The following is a 15,375-nucleotide window of genomic DNA, read 5'->3' on the forward strand; positions in this document are numbered from 1 at the left end:
GCGCCCCCGCGGGCCGGCGGCGCGCTCCGGACGCTCCCGGCCGCCCGGGCCGCCGTCATTCGTTCTGGTCCGTTTGTCGTAGTTCGGTGGCGGCTCAGTGATCTTCAACCCCATGATCGCGGTGAAGTGCATCGCCACAACGTCTGCCGCTCCGCACCCGTCTGACGCAGGAACAGGGCTCACGACCCGAGGAGAACGCACATGTACGTCCGACCCGCCGCCGCGGCCGCCGCCGCATTCCTGGGCTTCACTCTCACCCTGCTGGGCGGGACGGCCTCGTACGCCGCCACCGGTCCCGGATCCGCCACCGGCACGGGCACCGGCACCGGCACCGGCACCGGCCGGGCCGCGCTGGGGGGCCCTGTCGTGTACGCCCACCGAGGGGCCTCCGCCTACGCCCCGGAGAACACCCTCGACGCGATCGACCTGGCGATGCAGATGGGCTTCGACTGGGTCGAGAACGACGTGCAGCGCACCAGGGACGGCGTGCTGGTGGTGATCCACGACGACACCCTGGCCCGGACCACCGACGTCGAGCAGCGGTTCCCGAACCGCGCGCCCTGGAAGGTCCAGGACTTCACGGCGGCCGAGATCGCGCAGCTGGACGCGGGCAGCTGGTTCGGCGCCGAGTACGCGGGCGCCTCCGTGCCGACCCTGCGGCAGTACCTCGACCGGGTACAGCGCAACCGGCAGCGCCTGCTGCTGGAGATCAAGAAGCCGGAGCTCTACCCCGGGATCGAGGAGCAGACCCTGAAGGTGCTGGACGAGGCCGGCTGGCTCGACACGCGCCACGTCGCACAGCGCCTGGTGGTGCAGAGCTTCAGCGCCGACTCCGTGCGCATCGTGCACGGGCTGCGCCCGGACCTGGTGACGGCCTTCCTGGGCACCCCCACCGTGGCGGACCTGCCGCGCTACGCGGAGTTCACCGACCGCATCAACCCGTGGCACACGACGATCTCGGCCGACTGGGTCTCCGCCGTGCACGGCCTGCGCGGCGCCCACGGCAAGGCCATGGAGGTGGACACCTGGATCGTGGACGACGCGGCCACCGCCCGGAAGGTGCAGGCCATGGGAGTGGACGGGATCATCACCAACGCCCCGGACGTGGTCCAGGACGCGGTCGGCGGGTTCTGATCCGCGCCTGCGTCAGGGCGGGCGGGCAGGCGGGCGATGTGGCCGAGATCCACAACCGTGACCGCTGTGTCGGCGGATGGTCGTACCGTGGACGAGTGGACAGCACCGAGCGGCCCCGCGGGCCGCACCTCGAATGGACCGTCGTCGCCGGCGACGGCGTCCTCGGCGGGCCCCTGCTCCTGGCCGCGACCCCGGAAGGTCTGGTCCGGGTCGAGTTCCATGCCGAGCCGGACCGGGTCGACAGGATGATCGGCCCGCTCGTCTCCCGGCTCGGCGCCGACGCCCGGCGCCCCGCGCCGGGCGAGGAAGCGCTGCTGGCCGAGCCGATACGCCAGCTCACCGCGTACTTCGGGGGGTCGCTGCGCCGCTTCGAGCTGCCGCTGGACTGGCGCCTGAGCTCCGGCTTCAACCGCCAGGTGCTCCAGGAGCTGGACCGCTCCGTGCCCTACGGATCGGTCGTCGGCTACGGGGAGCTGGCAGCCCGCGCCGGACAGCCCGGCGCCGCCCAGGCCGTGGGCAACGCCATGGGCTCGAACCCGCTGCCGCTGGTGGTGGCATGCCACCGGGTCGTGGAGAACGACGGCGGCATCGGCGGATTCGGCGGCGGGGTGGAGACCAAGCGGCAGCTGCTCGCGCTGGAGGGAGTGCTTCCGCAGCCGCTGTTCTGAACGGGGCCCTGACCTGCGGACCCGTCCCGCGGACCGGACTGCGACCGGACTGCGACCGGGCTGCGAACCGGGCTGCGGACCGGCCGCGGACCGGCCGGGCTCCGGCACGGTTCCGCCGGGCGGTAAGGGCTGGCACACTGCGGCGGTGACTACTCCTGCCGCCGCTCCCGGCCTCCCCGCGTCCTCCGCGCCCCGTGTCACGCACCCGCGAAGCCGGTGTACGCCGTGACCGCCTCGCCCGGTACCGCCCGGCCCGTGCGGCCCCTCGGCCCGCCCGAGCTGGCCCGGCTGCAGCGCCGCACCTCCCGGGTCCTCATGGCCGGGCAGGCCCTCGGCGGCCTCGGCGTGCCGATCAGCATCGCCCTGGCCCCCGTACTCGCCACCGAGGTCAGCGGCACCGAGGCGCTGTCCGGCGTCGCCTCCACCGCCGCGGTGATCGGCACCGCCCTCGTCTCGCTGCCGCTCGCCGCGCTGATGAACGCGCGCGGCCGTCGCCCCGGACTGGTCCTGGCCTACGGGATCGGCGCCGCCGGAGCGGGCCTGGTCGTCCTCGCCGCCACGATCAAGAGCTTCCCGCTGCTGCTGCTCGGCATGGCCGCCTTCGGCGCCGCCTCCTCCGCCAACCTGCAGGCCCGGTTCGCCGCCGCGGACCTCGCGGCCCCGGACCACCGTGCCCGGGCCATCTCGGTCGTGGTCTGGGCGTCGACCGTAGGCGCGGTCCTCGGGCCCAACCTGTCCGCACCGGCCAGCCGCAGCTTCGCCGGCACCGCGATACCCGAGACGGCCGGCCCGTTCGTATGGGCCGCCGCCGTCTTCCTGCTCACCGGCACACTGATCGCCGTGTTCCTGCGACCCGACCCGCTGCTGACGGCCCGGGCGCTCGCCGCGCCCGAGGAGCAGACCCGCGAAGGGCGCTCGCTGCGGGCCGGCTTCGCCGCCGTGAAGGCCTCGCCGCGGGCCCGGCTCGCCCTGCTCACCGTCGCCGTGTCGCACACCACCATGGTCTCGATCATGGTGATGACCCCGATGGACCTGGGCCACCACGGCGCCGGCCTGGAGCTCATCGGGCTGGTGATCAGCGGTCACATCGCGGGCATGTTCGCCTTCTCCCCCGTGATGGGCTGGCTCGCGGACCGGCTCGGCCGGCTCTCCGTGATCGGCCTGGCCGCCGGGCTCCTGTCCCTCGCCGCGCTGCTCGCCGGAACGGCCGGGCCCAGCCACGGCCGGAGCGCGCTCGGCCTCTTCCTGCTCGGACTCGGCTGGTCCGCCGGGATGGTGTCCGGCTCGGCCCTGCTGACGGACTCGGTGCCGCAGCCCGCGCGGGCCGCCGTACAGGGGCTGAGCGACCTCACCATGAACGCGGCCGCCGGCGTGGGCGGAGCGGCCGCCGGGCTGATCATGTCCGGGGTGGGCTACGGCTGGCTGAACGCCGTCGGCGCCGCGCTGCTGCTGCCGATGGCGGCGCTCGCGCTGTTCACGGCGCGCCGCCACCCCGTACCCGTACCCACGGCCGCGAAGGGTGTCAGTAGCTGATGTGGTAGGCCTTGCGCAGCGTCTCGTGCACGGTCCAGGTGGTGCGGTCGCCCTCCCGGAGCACGCAGGCGGAGCCGGGGCCGACCTCCAGGGTCTCGCCGCCCTCGACCTCGACGGTGGCGCGGCCGCTGACCACCACGAAGAGCTCGTTCGCCTCGACGTCGGTGACCACGCCGGGGGTGATCTGCCAGATCCCGCGCACCTGCTTGCCGTCCGCCGACTCCCACAGGACCTTGCCCGTCACGACGGGCTCGCCGGAGACGATCTGCCCGGGGTCGAGGTCGTCCGCCTCCAGTTCTACGTCCGCGACGGAGACGGAGAAGGAGGCGGGGGCGGCGGGGTGATCACTGGTGCTCATGGCCCGCCAGCCTAGTGCGGCCCGCCCCGCGGCGCGGTGACCACAGCGTCCAGGAAGGGCCCGGCCTACGAGTCACCCTGTCCAGTCGGACCGGGGCTCCGGGCGGTGAGCACCGGCTGGAGGAACCCGGTGTCCGCCGGCGCGTGCCAGACCGTCTCGCGCAGGCCGGCGTCCCTGGCGAACCCGGCGGTCCGCTCCTGCGGCAGTGCCCAGTACGTGGCCGTCGACGTCCGTGTGGTCCAGGTGGCACCGGTCGGCAGCAGCTGGAACAGGTCCACGTCGTACCGCTCCCCGTCGGCGTGCCAGTGCCACAGCTGGAAGGTGATGGTCCGCCCGTCGGGGCCGGTGCGGACGCGCGGGGCCTCGCTCTGCGGGCGGGTCCGGAGCAGTTCGCCGTACGGGCGGGTGGAGAGCAGCAGCAGTCCGCCGGGGCGCAGCACCCGCCGGGTTTCGGCCAGCGCGGCGCCGACGTCCTCGGCGGTCAGCAGGTGCGGCAGCGCGTTGTCGGCGCAGACCACGGCGTCGAAGGAGGCGTCCGCGAAGGGCAGATCCCGCATGTCGGCGACGGCGACGGGCAGGGCGAGCGAGCGCTGTGCGGCCTCGCGGGCTGCGCGGGCCACGGAGGCGGGGCTCAGGTCGGTCCCGGTGACCCGGTGGCCCAGTGCCGCGAGGCCCAGCGCCTGGGTTCCGATGCCGCAGGCGTTGTCGAGCACCGTGTGCGGCCCCGGGCCCAGCGCGGCGGTGAGCAGGGCGTCGAGGGCCCGGCCCTGCCGGGTCACGGACGCGTCCCAGTCCGCGTAGATGAGGTCGTAACGGTCGGCCAGCTCGTCGTAGAAGCCGCGCGTGTCCATGGGGGAACGCTACTCGGACAGGTTGGGACGGGTGTGGCGGGAGGGTGTTTGGGGGCGTCAATCCCGTGCCATGGATGGGGACATGTCACAGCACAGAGCATCTGAGATCCCGGTCCTGTCGGCAGAGGTACGCGAGGCACTCGCCCGGGGAAAGCCCGTGGTGGCCCTGGAGTCGACGATCATCGCGCACGGTCTGCCCCGCCCCCGCAACTTGGCGGTGGGCCTCGAACTGGAGGCCCTGGTCCGCGCGGAGGGCGCGGTTCCGGCGACGATCGCGGTCATGGACGGGGTGGCGTACGCGGGCCTGGACAAGGCGCAGCTGGAGCGGATCGCGGGCGGCGAGGGCGTGCGCAAGCTCGGCCACCGGGATCTGGCGCCCGCGCTGGCGACGGGGGCGACCGGCGCGACGACGGTGTCCGCGACGGCCTTCCTCGCCGCCCGGGCGGGCCTGCGGGTCTTCGCCACGGGCGGGCTGGGCGGCGTGCACCGGGAGTGGGCGCAGACGCAGGACGAGTCGGCGGACCTGTCGCTGCTGGCGCGGACGCGGATCACCGTGGTGTGCGCGGGGGTGAAGTCGATCCTGGACGTACCGGGCACGCTGCAGCGGCTGGAGACGCTGGGGGTGGGGGTGCTCGGCTACGGGACGGACCGCTTCCCCGGGTTCTACCTGGCCGACTCGGGCGAGCCGGTGGACTGGACCGTGCACGGTCCCGAGGAGGTCGCCGCGGTGATGGCGGCGCAGGACGCGCTGGGCGGTGCGGACTCGGCGCTGCTGGTGGCCAATCCGGTGGCGCGGGAGGAGCAGCTCGATCCCGAGCTGCACGACCGGGTACTGGCGCAGGCGCTCGCCGAGTGCCGCGAGCGCGGGATCACGGGGCAGGCGGTGACGCCGTTCCTGCTGGGGTTCCTGGCGCGGGCGACGGACGGGGCCTCGCTGGAGGCGAACCTGGCTGCGGTACGAGGCAACGTACGGCTCGGCGCCCGGATCGCGGGGGCCTGGGCGGCGCGGGCATGACCGGGCCGGGGGCGCTGCTCGTCGTCGGTGACGTGGTGACGGACGTGGTGGCCATACATCCGGAGCCGCTGGCTCCGGCCACCGACACGGCGGCCCGCATCCGGACCCTGCCGGGCGGGGCCGGGGCCAACGCGGCTTGCTGGGCGGCCCGTACGGGGACCGCGGAGGTACGGCTCCTGGCGCGGGTGGGCGCCGAGTCGGCGCGCTGGCACGAGCGGGCTCTGGTGGACGCGGGGGTGCGGCCGCGGCTGGTGATCGACACGCAGGAGCCGACCGGGACGGTGGTCGCGCTGGTCGGCAAGGACGCGGAGCGGACGTTCCTGACCGACAGCGGGGCCTCGCTGCGGCTGTGCCCCGCCGACTGGAACCCCTCCCTGCTGGACGGGGCGGCCCATCTGCACCTGTCCGGTTATCTGTTCTTCGCCGACAGCAGCCGGGAGCTGGCCGTGGTCGCGCTGCGGGCGGCCCGGACCCGGGGGGTGCAGGTGAGCGTGGACCCCGCCTCGGCGGGATTCCTGGCCGGCCTCGGGCCGCAGCGCTTCCTGGACGCCGTGGCGGGGGCGGACGTGCTGCTGCCGAACGAGGACGAGGCCCGGCTGCTGGCCGGGCTGCCGGAGCCGGCGGGGGTGGCCCGGGCGGCGGCGGAGCTCAGCCTGCGGGTGCCGCTGGTGGTGGTGACCCGCGGCGCGGCCGGGGCGCTGATCGCCGAACGCGGCCGGATCACCGCCGAGGTCGAGGCGGAGCCGGTCGAGGCGGTGGACTCCACGGGCGCCGGGGACGCCTTCACCGGGGGCTTCCTCGCGGCCCGGCTGGAGGGCGCGGACCCGGCCGAGGCCGCCCGCGCCGGGTGCCGGGCCGCGGCCCTGGCGGTGACCCGGCCGGGCGGCCGGCCGTAGGGGGGTGTTCTTGCCGGTCAGGCCGGAGGCGGCCCCTGACCGGGGGCGGCTCTGCCCGGGGGCGGCCGTGACCGGGGGCGGCCCTGCCCGGAGGCGGCCCCTGACCGGGGGCTGCCCTGCCCGGCCCGTCAGCGGCTCCGGATGCCGGTCCAGGCGGGGTGGCGGGGGTCGTCGGCCCGGACCACCGCGTCGGCGGCCGACGCCGGGTCGGTGTCGGCCTCGTAGCGCGCGAAGGCGGGCAGTGTCCAGCGCGCGGACTCCTCGGTGCGGCGGGCGAGCGCGCCGGCGGAGAGCCGGATGTGGACGCTCAGGTCGAAGGGGAACCAGTGGCCCAGCAGCAGTGGGCCGTGCACGAGCAGCACGCCGCCGGGCGGGAGTTCGGCGTACGGACTGCGGGTCGCCCGGTCGGTCACCGGGTCCCAGAGGTCAGGCAGCACCCGCCCGCTTCCGCCGGGGTCGGTCGGGCCGAAGACCTCCCGCCAGAGCGCGGCCGTGTCGTACCAGCCGCCGAGGTAGGAGTCCACGTCCTGCCGGCCGAACTCGAAGCGGAGGGAGGCCGGCCGCAGGAATCCGTCGGCCGGCACCACCAGGCACGGGCGGCCGCGCAGCCGCAGCGCTTCGGCGAGTTCACCGGCGAGCACGCCGGTCCCGGCGGCGGGGGCGCCGTCGATGCCCACCCGCTGCCAACTGCCCGGCCCGGGGGCATGGCCGGGGTCGTCGAGGTGACCGGCGAGCCGCTCGGCCATCCGCTGCCATGTGATCGCTTCCCACTGCACGAGCCCATTGTCAGTGGTGGGCCTTAGCGTTTTTCACGAGGGATCACCGGCCGAAAGGGAGCCGGCGGCGCTGCCTTTGGGGAGAGGTTTGTCATGGCTCGGGAGACGACGTATCTGGAGCTGTCGCAGGACGACGGCGCGGCGCACAAGTTCTACGAGGTGACCGTCGACGGCACGGCCGTGTCGGTGCGGTACGGGCGCATCGGCGCGGACGGCCAGCTGCAGACCTCCGCCTTCCCGAGCGCCGAGAAGGCCCGCGCGGCCGCCGCGAAGAAGATCGGGGAGAAGGTGCGCAAGGGGTACGCCCCGGCCGTGCAGGGGCAGCGCGCCGCCCGGTCGGTGACCCGCCGCCAGGTGACCTCGGCGCCCTCGACGGCGCGCGCGGTGGCTCCGGTGCTGTGGCGCTTCCGGACCGGTTCCTCGGCCTTCGGCATTCACGTGGACGAGGACCGGTGCTGGGTCGGCAACCAGGCGGGCGATGTGTACACGCTGAGCCACGGCGGCGAGGTGCTCGCCCGGTATTCGCTGCCGGACGGGGTGAAGTGCCTGGTCGCGGACGAGTTCTGGATATACGCGGGCTGTGACGACGGCACGGTGTACGACCTGTCGTCGAAGGTGCCGTTCGGGGCCTACGCGATCGCGGCGGACGTGGACATCTACTGGCTCGACATCCACGAGGGCGTGCTGAACGTCTCCGACGCGAACGGCGGCCTGACCGTCATCGACCACGAGGACGAGCACCAGTGGTCGCGGAAGTCCGGCGGGACGGGCGCCTGGATGGTCCGGGCGGACGAGCGGGCGGTCTTCCACGGGCACAGCGGCGGTGTGACGGCGTACGCGGCCGACGGCAGCGGGCAGTTGTGGCACACCAAGACCCCCGGCGGGGTGCTGTTCGGCTGGCAGGAGGACCACGCGGTGTACGCGGGCACGGTCCGCAACACCGTGCAGCGGCTCTCGAAGGCGACGGGGGCGGTGGAGGCCTCCTACGCGTGCGACGCCGCGGTGTACTCGTGCGCGACCTCGCCCGACGGGCGGCACGTCTTCGCCGGCGACTCCTCCTCCTCGGTCTACTGCTTCGACGCCGACGGCCGGCGACTGTGGAAGCTGGGGACGGGCGGCGGGTCGGCCCTGTCCATGCAGTACCTGGACGAGCGGCTGTACCTCGTCACCACGGACGGGTCGCTGGTCTGCGTGGACGCGACCGAGCTTGCGATCGCGGCTGCCCAGCAGGGCTCGGTGCCCGCGCCCATGGACGTGAAGTCGGCGGCTGCGCTCCCGGTGTTCACACCGGCCGCGTCGGCCTCGGCGGTGGCGACGGTCTCGGTGGCCACGGCGCCGGCCGGCGGTGTGGTGGTGGAGTGCGTCCAGCAGGGCGGCCGGATGCGGGTGCAGGTGGTGTCGGACGGCTTCGAGCCCTCGTGGAACGTCCAGTTCCCGCGCGGGATACGGGAGCCCGGCGCCCGGTACGTGGTCGAGGGGCTGCACGCCGCCTCAGGAGGCTTCTACCGGGTCCGCGGAGAGATACGACGGCTTGTGTGAGCGGCAGGCCGCCTGCGTGGCGCCGGCCGGGGCCGGCGCGGGTATCGCGAAGGGGGTTCCCGCGGGGAGCGCGGGGGTCACGTAGAGCACGACCGGCTCGGTGCCGAGGTTGTGGCCCAGGTGGATGTGCCCTATGCCCGCGGGCTCCACGAAGGTGGTCCCGGTCGTGTGCACCTCGATGGTGCGGTCGTGCAGGACCCGGGTCAGGGTGCCTGCCAGGACCACCGCGTCGAGTCTGACCCGGTGGAAGTGCCATCCCGTGCAACCGCCCGGCGGTATGACTATCTCCCGGCCAGTCGGGGCCGTGGCGACGCATGCTCCGCCCGGCCGTGCCGTCATCGTCCGCAGCCCACCCATGTGCCCCTCCTCGACGGACCCCCTGCGGTCCACCGCTCCACGGTAAAAGGCCCGCGGGTCATCCAGGAACAGTCGACGAAACATCAGCATGCCTTCTTCACCAGGTGATATGAGGGTCATACAGCGGTATCACATGTCCATGAGCCTGGTGGTTTTTGAGTCGCTGAAGCAGATCCACTGCGCCGACTGCCGGCAGGGCCCGCTCCGGCATCTCGTCCGCGAGTCCGGCGTGCCCCGCTGCCTGGACTGTACGGATCTCGGCCATCTCGTCTATCTCCCTCGGGGGGACACGGCGCTCACCCGCCGCTCCCGCGAGGCCAGTTCGCTCTGCGCCGTCGTCGTCCGCTTCAACAGGCGCCGGCACCGCTACGAGCGCCTGGGCCTCCTCGTCGAGGAGGCCGCGCTGGCGCGCGCGGAGCGCGCCTGCCTCGCGGACTCCGAGGCGCGGGCGCGCCGCCGGGAGCGCGACCGGCGGCGGCGTACGGCCGAGGACACCCGGTTCACGGCGGCCTTCGCCGCCGAGATCGTGCGGCTGTTCCCCGGGTGTCCGGCCGACCGGGCCGTGGCGATCGCCACGCACGCCTCGGTGCGTGGCAGCGGCCGGGTGGGCCGTACCGCGGCCGGCCGGGCCCTCGACGAACTGGCGGTCTCCGTCGCGGTCCGGGCGGCGGTGCGGCATACCGACACCGAGTACGACGCCCTGCTGATGGCGGGTGTCCCCCGCTTCGCGGCCCGCGCCCGGCTGGCCCCGCGGATCGACGCCATCCTGGACGGGTGGCGTACGCCGCCTCCGGGGCAGGCGTCCACGCCCGCTCCGGATCTTTCGGCCTGAGCCCGCTCAGTTGAGGCGGAAGCGGCGGTAGAGGAGCACCCCGCCGAGGAGGAGCGCGCCGCCGCCGGGCAGCAGGTAGCCGACGCCGTCCGACCCGGTGTGGGCGAGCGCCTCGCTGTGCCGCGGCGGGGCGGGCGGTGCCGGGCGCGGGGCCGGGGGCGCGGGCGCGGGCGCGGCCACGGGCGGGGTCACCGGCTGTTCGACGACCGGCGGCTGGACGGGCTTGCCGCCCGTGGGTTCCTCGCCGTTGACGGACGTGTTGCCGTGGGAGGAGTTCCCGACGCCGACCACGCTCACCGCGTTGCCGCTGATGTTCACGGGGAGGTCGACCGGCAGCTGGAGCCCGTTGCCGGACAGCACTCCCGGAGAATCCTTTCCGCGTCCCTCCGCGACGGCCCCTCCGCCGCTCCCGCCTCCTGGTTTCGCGGAATCCGCGGCGCGCGTACCCGAATTCCCGCCGCCACCGCTCGGTGTCTCGTTGCTACAGCGGTTCCCGGCGGCCGAGTTGAGCACGCCGACTACGCTCACGGTGTTCCCGCACGCGTTCACCGGGATGTGCACCGGCAGTTGGACGAGGTTTCCGGACAGCAGCCCCGGCGAGCGCTCGGCCCGGCCACCCGCGTCCGCGTCGGCGTAGGCGAATCCGCCCACACCCGCGACCGCCAGTCCGCCTCCCGCAACCACCGCCGCGATCACGCCATTCCGACGACTGTGACGCATCAGTTTCCCTGCCTTCCGGAGAAGTTCGCGGGTAATGTCCCCGCACCGGAAACAACGCTCTGACCCCATTCGGGTTATAGCGGCGGTAGGCATTTCACTCAATCGTGTACTGGGTAGTGGGTACTTCATGACCGATCGCCCGCTGCTCCTCCTCGACGTGGACGGCCCCCTCAACCCGTTCCGCTCCCCCCTGGCCGGTTTGCGTGGATACCGGAGCCACCGGATGTGGCCCGACGTCTGGCTCTCCTACCGCGACCCGGAGTCCCGCAAGGCCAGGCGCGGCGCCCGGGTCCGCCTCCACCCCTCCCACGGCGCCCGGCTGCTGGCCCTGCCCTTCGAGCTCACCTGGGCCACCGCCTGGACGCACCAGGCCAACACGATGATCTCCCCGCACATCGGGCTGCCGGGCGACCTCACGGTCGTCGAGTGGCCCGAACTCTTCGCCGATGACCCCGACGGCCTCTCCTGGAAGACCCGCCACCTCCGCGACTGGGCAGCCGGCCGGCCCTTCGCCTGGGTCGACGACATGATCACCCCGCGCGACCGCGCCTGGGTCGCCGAACACCATCCGGCCCCGGCCCTCCTGCTGCGCATCCACCCACGCCGCGGCCTCCGCGACCGCGACTTCACCACCCTGACGCGCTGGGCGGAGGGCATCAGCCCAGCAGAGCGCTGACCGGGTCCGGGGAGGGGCGGCCGGTCGGCCACCAGTCCTGGTCGCCGTGGCGGTCCTCGTAGGCGTACCAGAGGCCCTCTCGGCCGAGGCGGAGCTGGCGGGTACGGATCGTCAGGCGGTTGCGGTCGGGGCGGAAGGAGCCCTGGCCGGCGGCGAGCAGGGCCGGGCGGGCCCGGTCGAAGGGGCCCGCGGGCGGGTCCCAGGGCTCTTCGAGGGCGTCGAGGGCCGGGCGCCCGCCCTGGCGCCAGGCCGCGGCGGCCCGGGCGAGATCGGTGGTGGTGCGGCCGGTGGCACGGGCCAGGTCCCGGTACAGGGTGCGGGCCGCGCCCGTCAGCCCCGCCGTGGGGTGCGCGGACGCCAGCCGGACGGCGTCCTGCCACACGGTGAGCCCGGCGATCGGGTCCTCGCCGGTGGTGAGGAGGGCCAGGGCGCGGGCGGCCGCGTCGGAGGCGAGCTGGTCGAGGGCCAGCGGGTCCGGAGCCGCCGGGTCGGCCGGGTAGGCGGGCGGAAGGCCCGCGGCGGCGGGCACGGGAAGCGGCGCGGGCAGCAGGGGCAGGCTGGTGCGGGCGAGCGCCGCCCGGGCCGGAACACCGGGGAAGTCGGGTGCCGTGTCCGGCTGTTCGCGCGCGGCGTGGGCGGCGTTGCGGCGGGTCAGCTCGTCGAGCAGCTCCCGCTCGCCCCGGCCGCGCAGGAGCAGCAGGACGAAGGGGTCCTCGTCCAGGAGGCGGGCAGCGCGGTAGCAGAGGGCCGCCGCGTGCTTGCACGGCGGCTGCCCGAAGTCCGGGCAGGAGCAGTGCGGGACCAGCTCGCCCGCGCCGGGCAGGACGGCGCCCGCGAGCGACTGCGGAACCTCCCGTTCCAGCAGGGCGGCGAGCGCCGACGGGTCGGCCGCGACCGTCTCCAGCAGTTCGTCCCACTCCGGGTCCGCGAAGGCGGGCAGGGTCAGCTCGGTGCGGTACGGGCGGGGCCGGCTGCCCCGCACGTACGCCACGATCCGGCCGGGGGTGACGGTGACCGCGCTGACGTGTCCCCCGTCCGCGTACGTACGCCCCCGGGCCAGGCGGGCCGCGTCGCGGGAGACCTCCTCCAGCGCCGACACCCAGGCCCGGCCCCACCAGCTCACCGCCTCGGCCCCGGCGGGCACGGTCTCGAAGGTGCGGCGGCGGTCGTCCCGCGCAGTGATCATCCGGGCCTCCGCAGGGAGACGAGGTCGGCCAGCTCGCGGTCGGTCAGCTCGGTCAGCGCCGACTCGCCGGAGCCCAGGACGGCGTCCGCCAGGGCCCGCTTCGCCTCCAGCATCTCGGCGATCCGGTCCTCGACGGTGCCCTCGGCGATGATCCGGTGGACCTGTACGGGCTGGGTCTGGCCGATGCGGTAGGCGCGGTCGGTGGCCTGTTCCTCGACGGCCGGGTTCCACCAGCGGTCGAAGTGGATGACGTGCCCGGCCCGGGTGAGGTTCAGCCCGGTGCCCGCCGCCTTCAGGGACAGCAGGAACACCGGGACCTCGCCCGCCTGGAAACGGTCGACGAGCTCCTCACGGCGCGGCACCGGCGTCCCGCCGTGCAGCAGCTGCGAGCTGATCCCGCGGGCCTGCAGGTGCCGTTCGATCAGGCGGGCCATCGTCACGTACTGGGTGAAGACCAGCACCGAGCCGCCCTCGGCCAGGATCGTGTCCAGCAGCTCGTCCAGCAGGGCGAGTTTGCCCGAGCGGTGCGGGATCCGGGGCTGCTCCTCCTTCAGGTACTGGGCGGGGTGGTTGCAGATCTGCTTGAGCGAGGCCAGCAGCTTCATGATCATGCCGCGCCGTTCCATGCCCTCGCTCGACTCGATCACGGCCATCGCCTCGTCCACTGCCGCCTGGTAGAGCGAGGCCTGCTCCCGGGTGAGGGAGACCGGATGATCGGTCTCCGTCTTCGGCGGCAGCTCGGGCGCGATGCCGGGGTCGGACTTCTTGCGGCGCAGCAGGAACGGCCGCACGAGCGCGGACAGCCGGGCGACCGCCGCCTCGTTGCCGCCGTCCTCCTCCTGCTGGTGCTCCACCGGGCGCGCGTGGCGGGCCCGGAAGGCGGTGAGCGGGCCCAGCAGCCCGGGCGTGGTCCAGTCGAGCAGTGCCCACAGCTCGGAGAGGTTGTTCTCCACCGGGGTACCGGTCAGCGCCACCCGGGCCGGCGCCGGCACCGTGCGCAGCGCCTTCGCGGTCGCCGAATGCGGGTTCTTGACGTGCTGTGCCTCATCGGCGACGACCATGCCCCAGCTCTGTTCGGCGAGCAGGGCGGCGCTGGCGCGCATCGTCCCGTACGTGGTGAGGACGAACCCGCCCGCGCAGGACGTCAGGTCCTCGGTGCTGCGGCTGTTGCCGTGGAAGCGGCGCACGGGCGTGCCGGGGGCGAACCTCTCGATCTCCCGCTGCCAGTTGCCGAGGAGGGACGCGGGACACACCACGAGGGTGGGCTCCGGCCGGTCCCGGTGCAGGTGCAGCGCGATCAGCGTGACGGTCTTGCCGAGGCCCATGTCGTCGGCGAGACAGCCGCCGAGGCCGAGGGAGGTCATCAGGTCCAGCCAGGCCAGGCCGCGCGCCTGGTAGTCGCGCAGGGTGGCCTTGAGGGCGGCGGGCTGCGGCAGCGGTGCCTGCTCCCGCGTCAGCCGGTCCCGCAGGGCCGCCAGGGCCCCCACCGGCACCGCCTCGACCGTCACGCCGTCGACCTCGGCCGTCCCCGACAGTACGGTGGCCAGCGCGTCGACCGGGTCCAGCACGCCCAGCTCCCGCTTGCGCGCCTTGCGCACCAGCTCCGGATCGACCCGCACCCACCGGTCGCGCAGCCGGACGACGGGCCGGTGCGCCTGGGCCAGCGCGTCCATCTCCCCCGGGGTGAGCCGGTCGCCGCCCAGCGCCAGCTCCCAGGAGAAGGCGAAGAGGTGCTCGGCGTCGAAGAAGGCGGTCCCGTCGGTCGCCGAACCGGGCGCGGTGGACCGTACGACGGCGGTCGCCGACAGCGTGCGGGCCAGCTCGCGCGGCCAGTGGACCAGGACCTCGGCGGCGGCCAGCCGGCTCGCGGCCACCCCCAGCAGGTCCTCCAGCTCCGGGTCGGACAGAGCCAGGGCATCGGGCACGGGCTGGTCCAGCAGGCGCAGGAGCGGCGGCCAGATCCGGGCGGCCCGGCGCAGCGCGAGCACGGCGTCGATCCGGGCGCGCGGGCCGAACCCGGTCGCCGCCGTGCCCGCCCACAGCTGCCCGGCGTCGGTGACCAGGGTCGGGTCGGCGAGGCTGTGCACCTGGACGACGGCGGCTCCGGCGCGCCGGGTGTCGGCGTCCTCGGCCTCGTCGAAGAGCCGGAACGAGGACAGGTCGAGCCGGAGCGAGATCCCGACGCCGGTGTCGGAGCCGGCCGCGACCTGCGCGGCCCAGTCCTGTATCCCGGGCACCCGCTGCGGCTCGCGTGCGGCGAACGGCCGCCCGGCGGCCACGGCCGCGGCCGGGGTGCGGGGCAGGCCGTCGGCGACGGCGTCGAGGAACGCGCGGACCAGTGCCTCCGGTTCGGGCAGTTGGAGCGGGCGGCGCCCGGCCAGGGGCGTCGCGTACCCCTCGTACGGCAGCGCGGCGGCGACCGCGCGGAGGTGGTCGATGTCGGCGGCGTCGAGCGGCCCGGCCCGCCAGGCGTCGACGCCCTCGGGGGTGAGCCCGGGGAGGAGCCGGCCACGGGCGGCGAGGGTGAGGGCCTGCCGGGCGGCGGTGCCCCAGGCGCGGGTGGCGGGATGCGCGGCGGGGCTGTGGGGCGCCCGCGCGAGCAGGGGCAGGGCGGATGCGACGGAGAAGGTCACCGCGGGCACGGTCCGGCTGCGGACCCCGTCGCCGTGCGGGCGTACGACGGTGAGCGGCGTCGGCGTGCCCGCCTCGGGCAGGGGCTCCCCGTCGGGCGCCCAGAAGGCGACCCGCCCCTCGCGGGGGACGGCTGCGGGCAGGAAGACCGCGGCGTGCCGCAGCAGCGCGGTGGCCTGCGGCTGCGTACTCATCACTGTCCC

The 15,375-nt window shown here is 74.8% G+C and carries 15 protein-coding genes; 8 read left to right on the forward strand and 7 right to left on the reverse strand.

Features of this window, described 5'->3' with window-relative positions:
* Nucleotides 1-201: 201 nt before the first annotated feature.
* The 3 genes from ACFY0D_RS24975 (at nt 202) to ACFY0D_RS24985 (ending at nt 3,335) form a co-directional block, all read left to right on the forward strand.
* On the forward strand, nt 202-1,134 hold the full coding sequence (locus tag ACFY0D_RS24975) for a glycerophosphodiester phosphodiesterase (RefSeq protein ID WP_390800282.1): 933 nt from the start codon (nt 202-204) through the stop codon (nt 1,132-1,134).
* A 95-nt stretch (nt 1,135-1,229) separates the two neighbouring features.
* Nucleotides 1,230-1,802, forward strand: coding sequence for a methylated-DNA--[protein]-cysteine S-methyltransferase (locus ACFY0D_RS24980; RefSeq protein ID WP_390800283.1), 573 nt, complete (start codon nt 1,230-1,232; stop codon nt 1,800-1,802).
* A 315-nt stretch (nt 1,803-2,117) separates the two neighbouring features.
* Nucleotides 2,118-3,335, forward strand: a complete 1,218-nt coding sequence (locus tag ACFY0D_RS24985; protein WP_390800398.1) for an MFS transporter — start codon at nt 2,118-2,120, stop codon at nt 3,333-3,335.
* Here the strand turns inward: ACFY0D_RS24985 and ACFY0D_RS24990 are convergent.
* Together ACFY0D_RS24990 and ACFY0D_RS24995 are read right to left on the reverse strand one after the other, a co-directional pair.
* Nucleotides 3,325-3,693: a cupin domain-containing protein gene (locus ACFY0D_RS24990; protein WP_390800284.1), complete on the reverse strand. Its 369-nt coding sequence runs from the start codon at nt 3,691-3,693 to the stop codon at nt 3,325-3,327. The two genes, ACFY0D_RS24985 and ACFY0D_RS24990, sit on opposite strands and share 11 nt — an antisense overlap.
* Before the next feature lie 65 nt (nt 3,694-3,758).
* A complete protein-coding gene (locus ACFY0D_RS24995) occupies nt 3,759-4,544 on the reverse strand; it encodes a class I SAM-dependent methyltransferase (protein WP_390800285.1) in 786 nt (261 codons plus the stop codon).
* An 82-nt stretch (nt 4,545-4,626) separates the two neighbouring features.
* Here ACFY0D_RS24995 and ACFY0D_RS25000 point away from each other — a divergent pair, with 82 nt between their 5' ends.
* Both ACFY0D_RS25000 and ACFY0D_RS25005 read left to right on the forward strand, forming a co-directional pair.
* Nucleotides 4,627-5,559: a pseudouridine-5'-phosphate glycosidase gene (locus ACFY0D_RS25000; protein ID WP_301371836.1), complete on the forward strand. Its 933-nt coding sequence runs from the start codon at nt 4,627-4,629 to the stop codon at nt 5,557-5,559.
* Complete coding sequence (locus tag ACFY0D_RS25005) at nt 5,556-6,455, forward strand: carbohydrate kinase family protein (RefSeq protein WP_390800286.1); 900 nt, start codon at nt 5,556-5,558, stop codon at nt 6,453-6,455. Before ACFY0D_RS25000 ends, ACFY0D_RS25005 begins: the two co-directional genes overlap by 4 nt.
* Nucleotides 6,456-6,583: 128 nt before the next feature.
* Here ACFY0D_RS25005 and ACFY0D_RS25010 read toward each other — a convergent pair whose 3' ends face one another.
* The gene (locus ACFY0D_RS25010; protein WP_390800287.1) at nt 6,584-7,231 is read right to left on the reverse strand and encodes a uridine kinase; all 648 of its coding nucleotides are present in this window, start codon (nt 7,229-7,231) and stop codon (nt 6,584-6,586) included.
* Nucleotides 7,232-7,324: 93 nt separating this feature from the next.
* On the opposite strand from ACFY0D_RS25010, the gene ACFY0D_RS25015 reads away from it, so the two are divergent.
* Nucleotides 7,325-8,770 carry a WGR domain-containing protein gene (locus ACFY0D_RS25015; RefSeq protein WP_390800288.1) on the forward strand — a complete coding sequence of 482 codons (1,446 nt, stop codon included), beginning with the start codon at nt 7,325-7,327 and terminating at the stop codon, nt 8,768-8,770.
* Here the strand turns inward: ACFY0D_RS25015 and ACFY0D_RS25020 are convergent.
* Nucleotides 8,723-8,995 (reverse strand): hypothetical protein, encoded by a 273-nt coding sequence (locus tag ACFY0D_RS25020; protein WP_390800289.1) that lies wholly within the window; start codon nt 8,993-8,995, stop codon nt 8,723-8,725. The genes ACFY0D_RS25015 and ACFY0D_RS25020 overlap by 48 nt on opposite strands.
* Nucleotides 8,996-9,266: 271 nt before the next feature.
* On the opposite strand from ACFY0D_RS25020, the gene ACFY0D_RS25025 reads away from it, so the two are divergent.
* On the forward strand, nt 9,267-9,959 hold the full coding sequence (locus ACFY0D_RS25025; RefSeq protein WP_390800290.1) for a DUF2293 domain-containing protein: 693 nt from the start codon (nt 9,267-9,269) through the stop codon (nt 9,957-9,959).
* 6 nt (nt 9,960-9,965) lie between these two features.
* Here ACFY0D_RS25025 and ACFY0D_RS25030 read toward each other — a convergent pair whose 3' ends face one another.
* Nucleotides 9,966-10,808, reverse strand: coding sequence for a chaplin (locus ACFY0D_RS25030; RefSeq protein ID WP_390800291.1), 843 nt, complete (start codon nt 10,806-10,808; stop codon nt 9,966-9,968).
* On the opposite strand from ACFY0D_RS25030, the gene ACFY0D_RS25035 reads away from it, so the two are divergent.
* On the forward strand, nt 10,807-11,355 hold the full coding sequence (locus ACFY0D_RS25035; RefSeq protein ID WP_390800292.1) for a hypothetical protein: 549 nt from the start codon (nt 10,807-10,809) through the stop codon (nt 11,353-11,355). The genes ACFY0D_RS25030 and ACFY0D_RS25035 overlap by 2 nt on opposite strands.
* Here ACFY0D_RS25035 and ACFY0D_RS25040 read toward each other — a convergent pair.
* Together ACFY0D_RS25040 and ACFY0D_RS25045 are read right to left on the reverse strand one after the other, a co-directional pair.
* The gene (locus tag ACFY0D_RS25040) at nt 11,336-12,541 is read right to left on the reverse strand and encodes an SWIM zinc finger family protein (protein ID WP_390800293.1); all 1,206 of its coding nucleotides are present in this window, start codon (nt 12,539-12,541) and stop codon (nt 11,336-11,338) included. The two genes, ACFY0D_RS25035 and ACFY0D_RS25040, sit on opposite strands and share 20 nt — an antisense overlap.
* Nucleotides 12,538-15,366, reverse strand: coding sequence for an SNF2-related protein (locus ACFY0D_RS25045; RefSeq protein ID WP_390800294.1), 2,829 nt, complete (start codon nt 15,364-15,366; stop codon nt 12,538-12,540). The genes ACFY0D_RS25040 and ACFY0D_RS25045 overlap by 4 nt, the downstream gene beginning before the upstream one ends.
* Nucleotides 15,367-15,375: the final 9 nt, after the last annotated feature.

Origin of the sequence: Streptomyces sp. NPDC001502, assembly GCF_042894785.1 — a bacterium.
GTDB classification, from domain to species: Bacteria; Actinomycetota; Actinomycetes; order Streptomycetales; family Streptomycetaceae; genus Streptomyces; species Streptomyces kutzneri.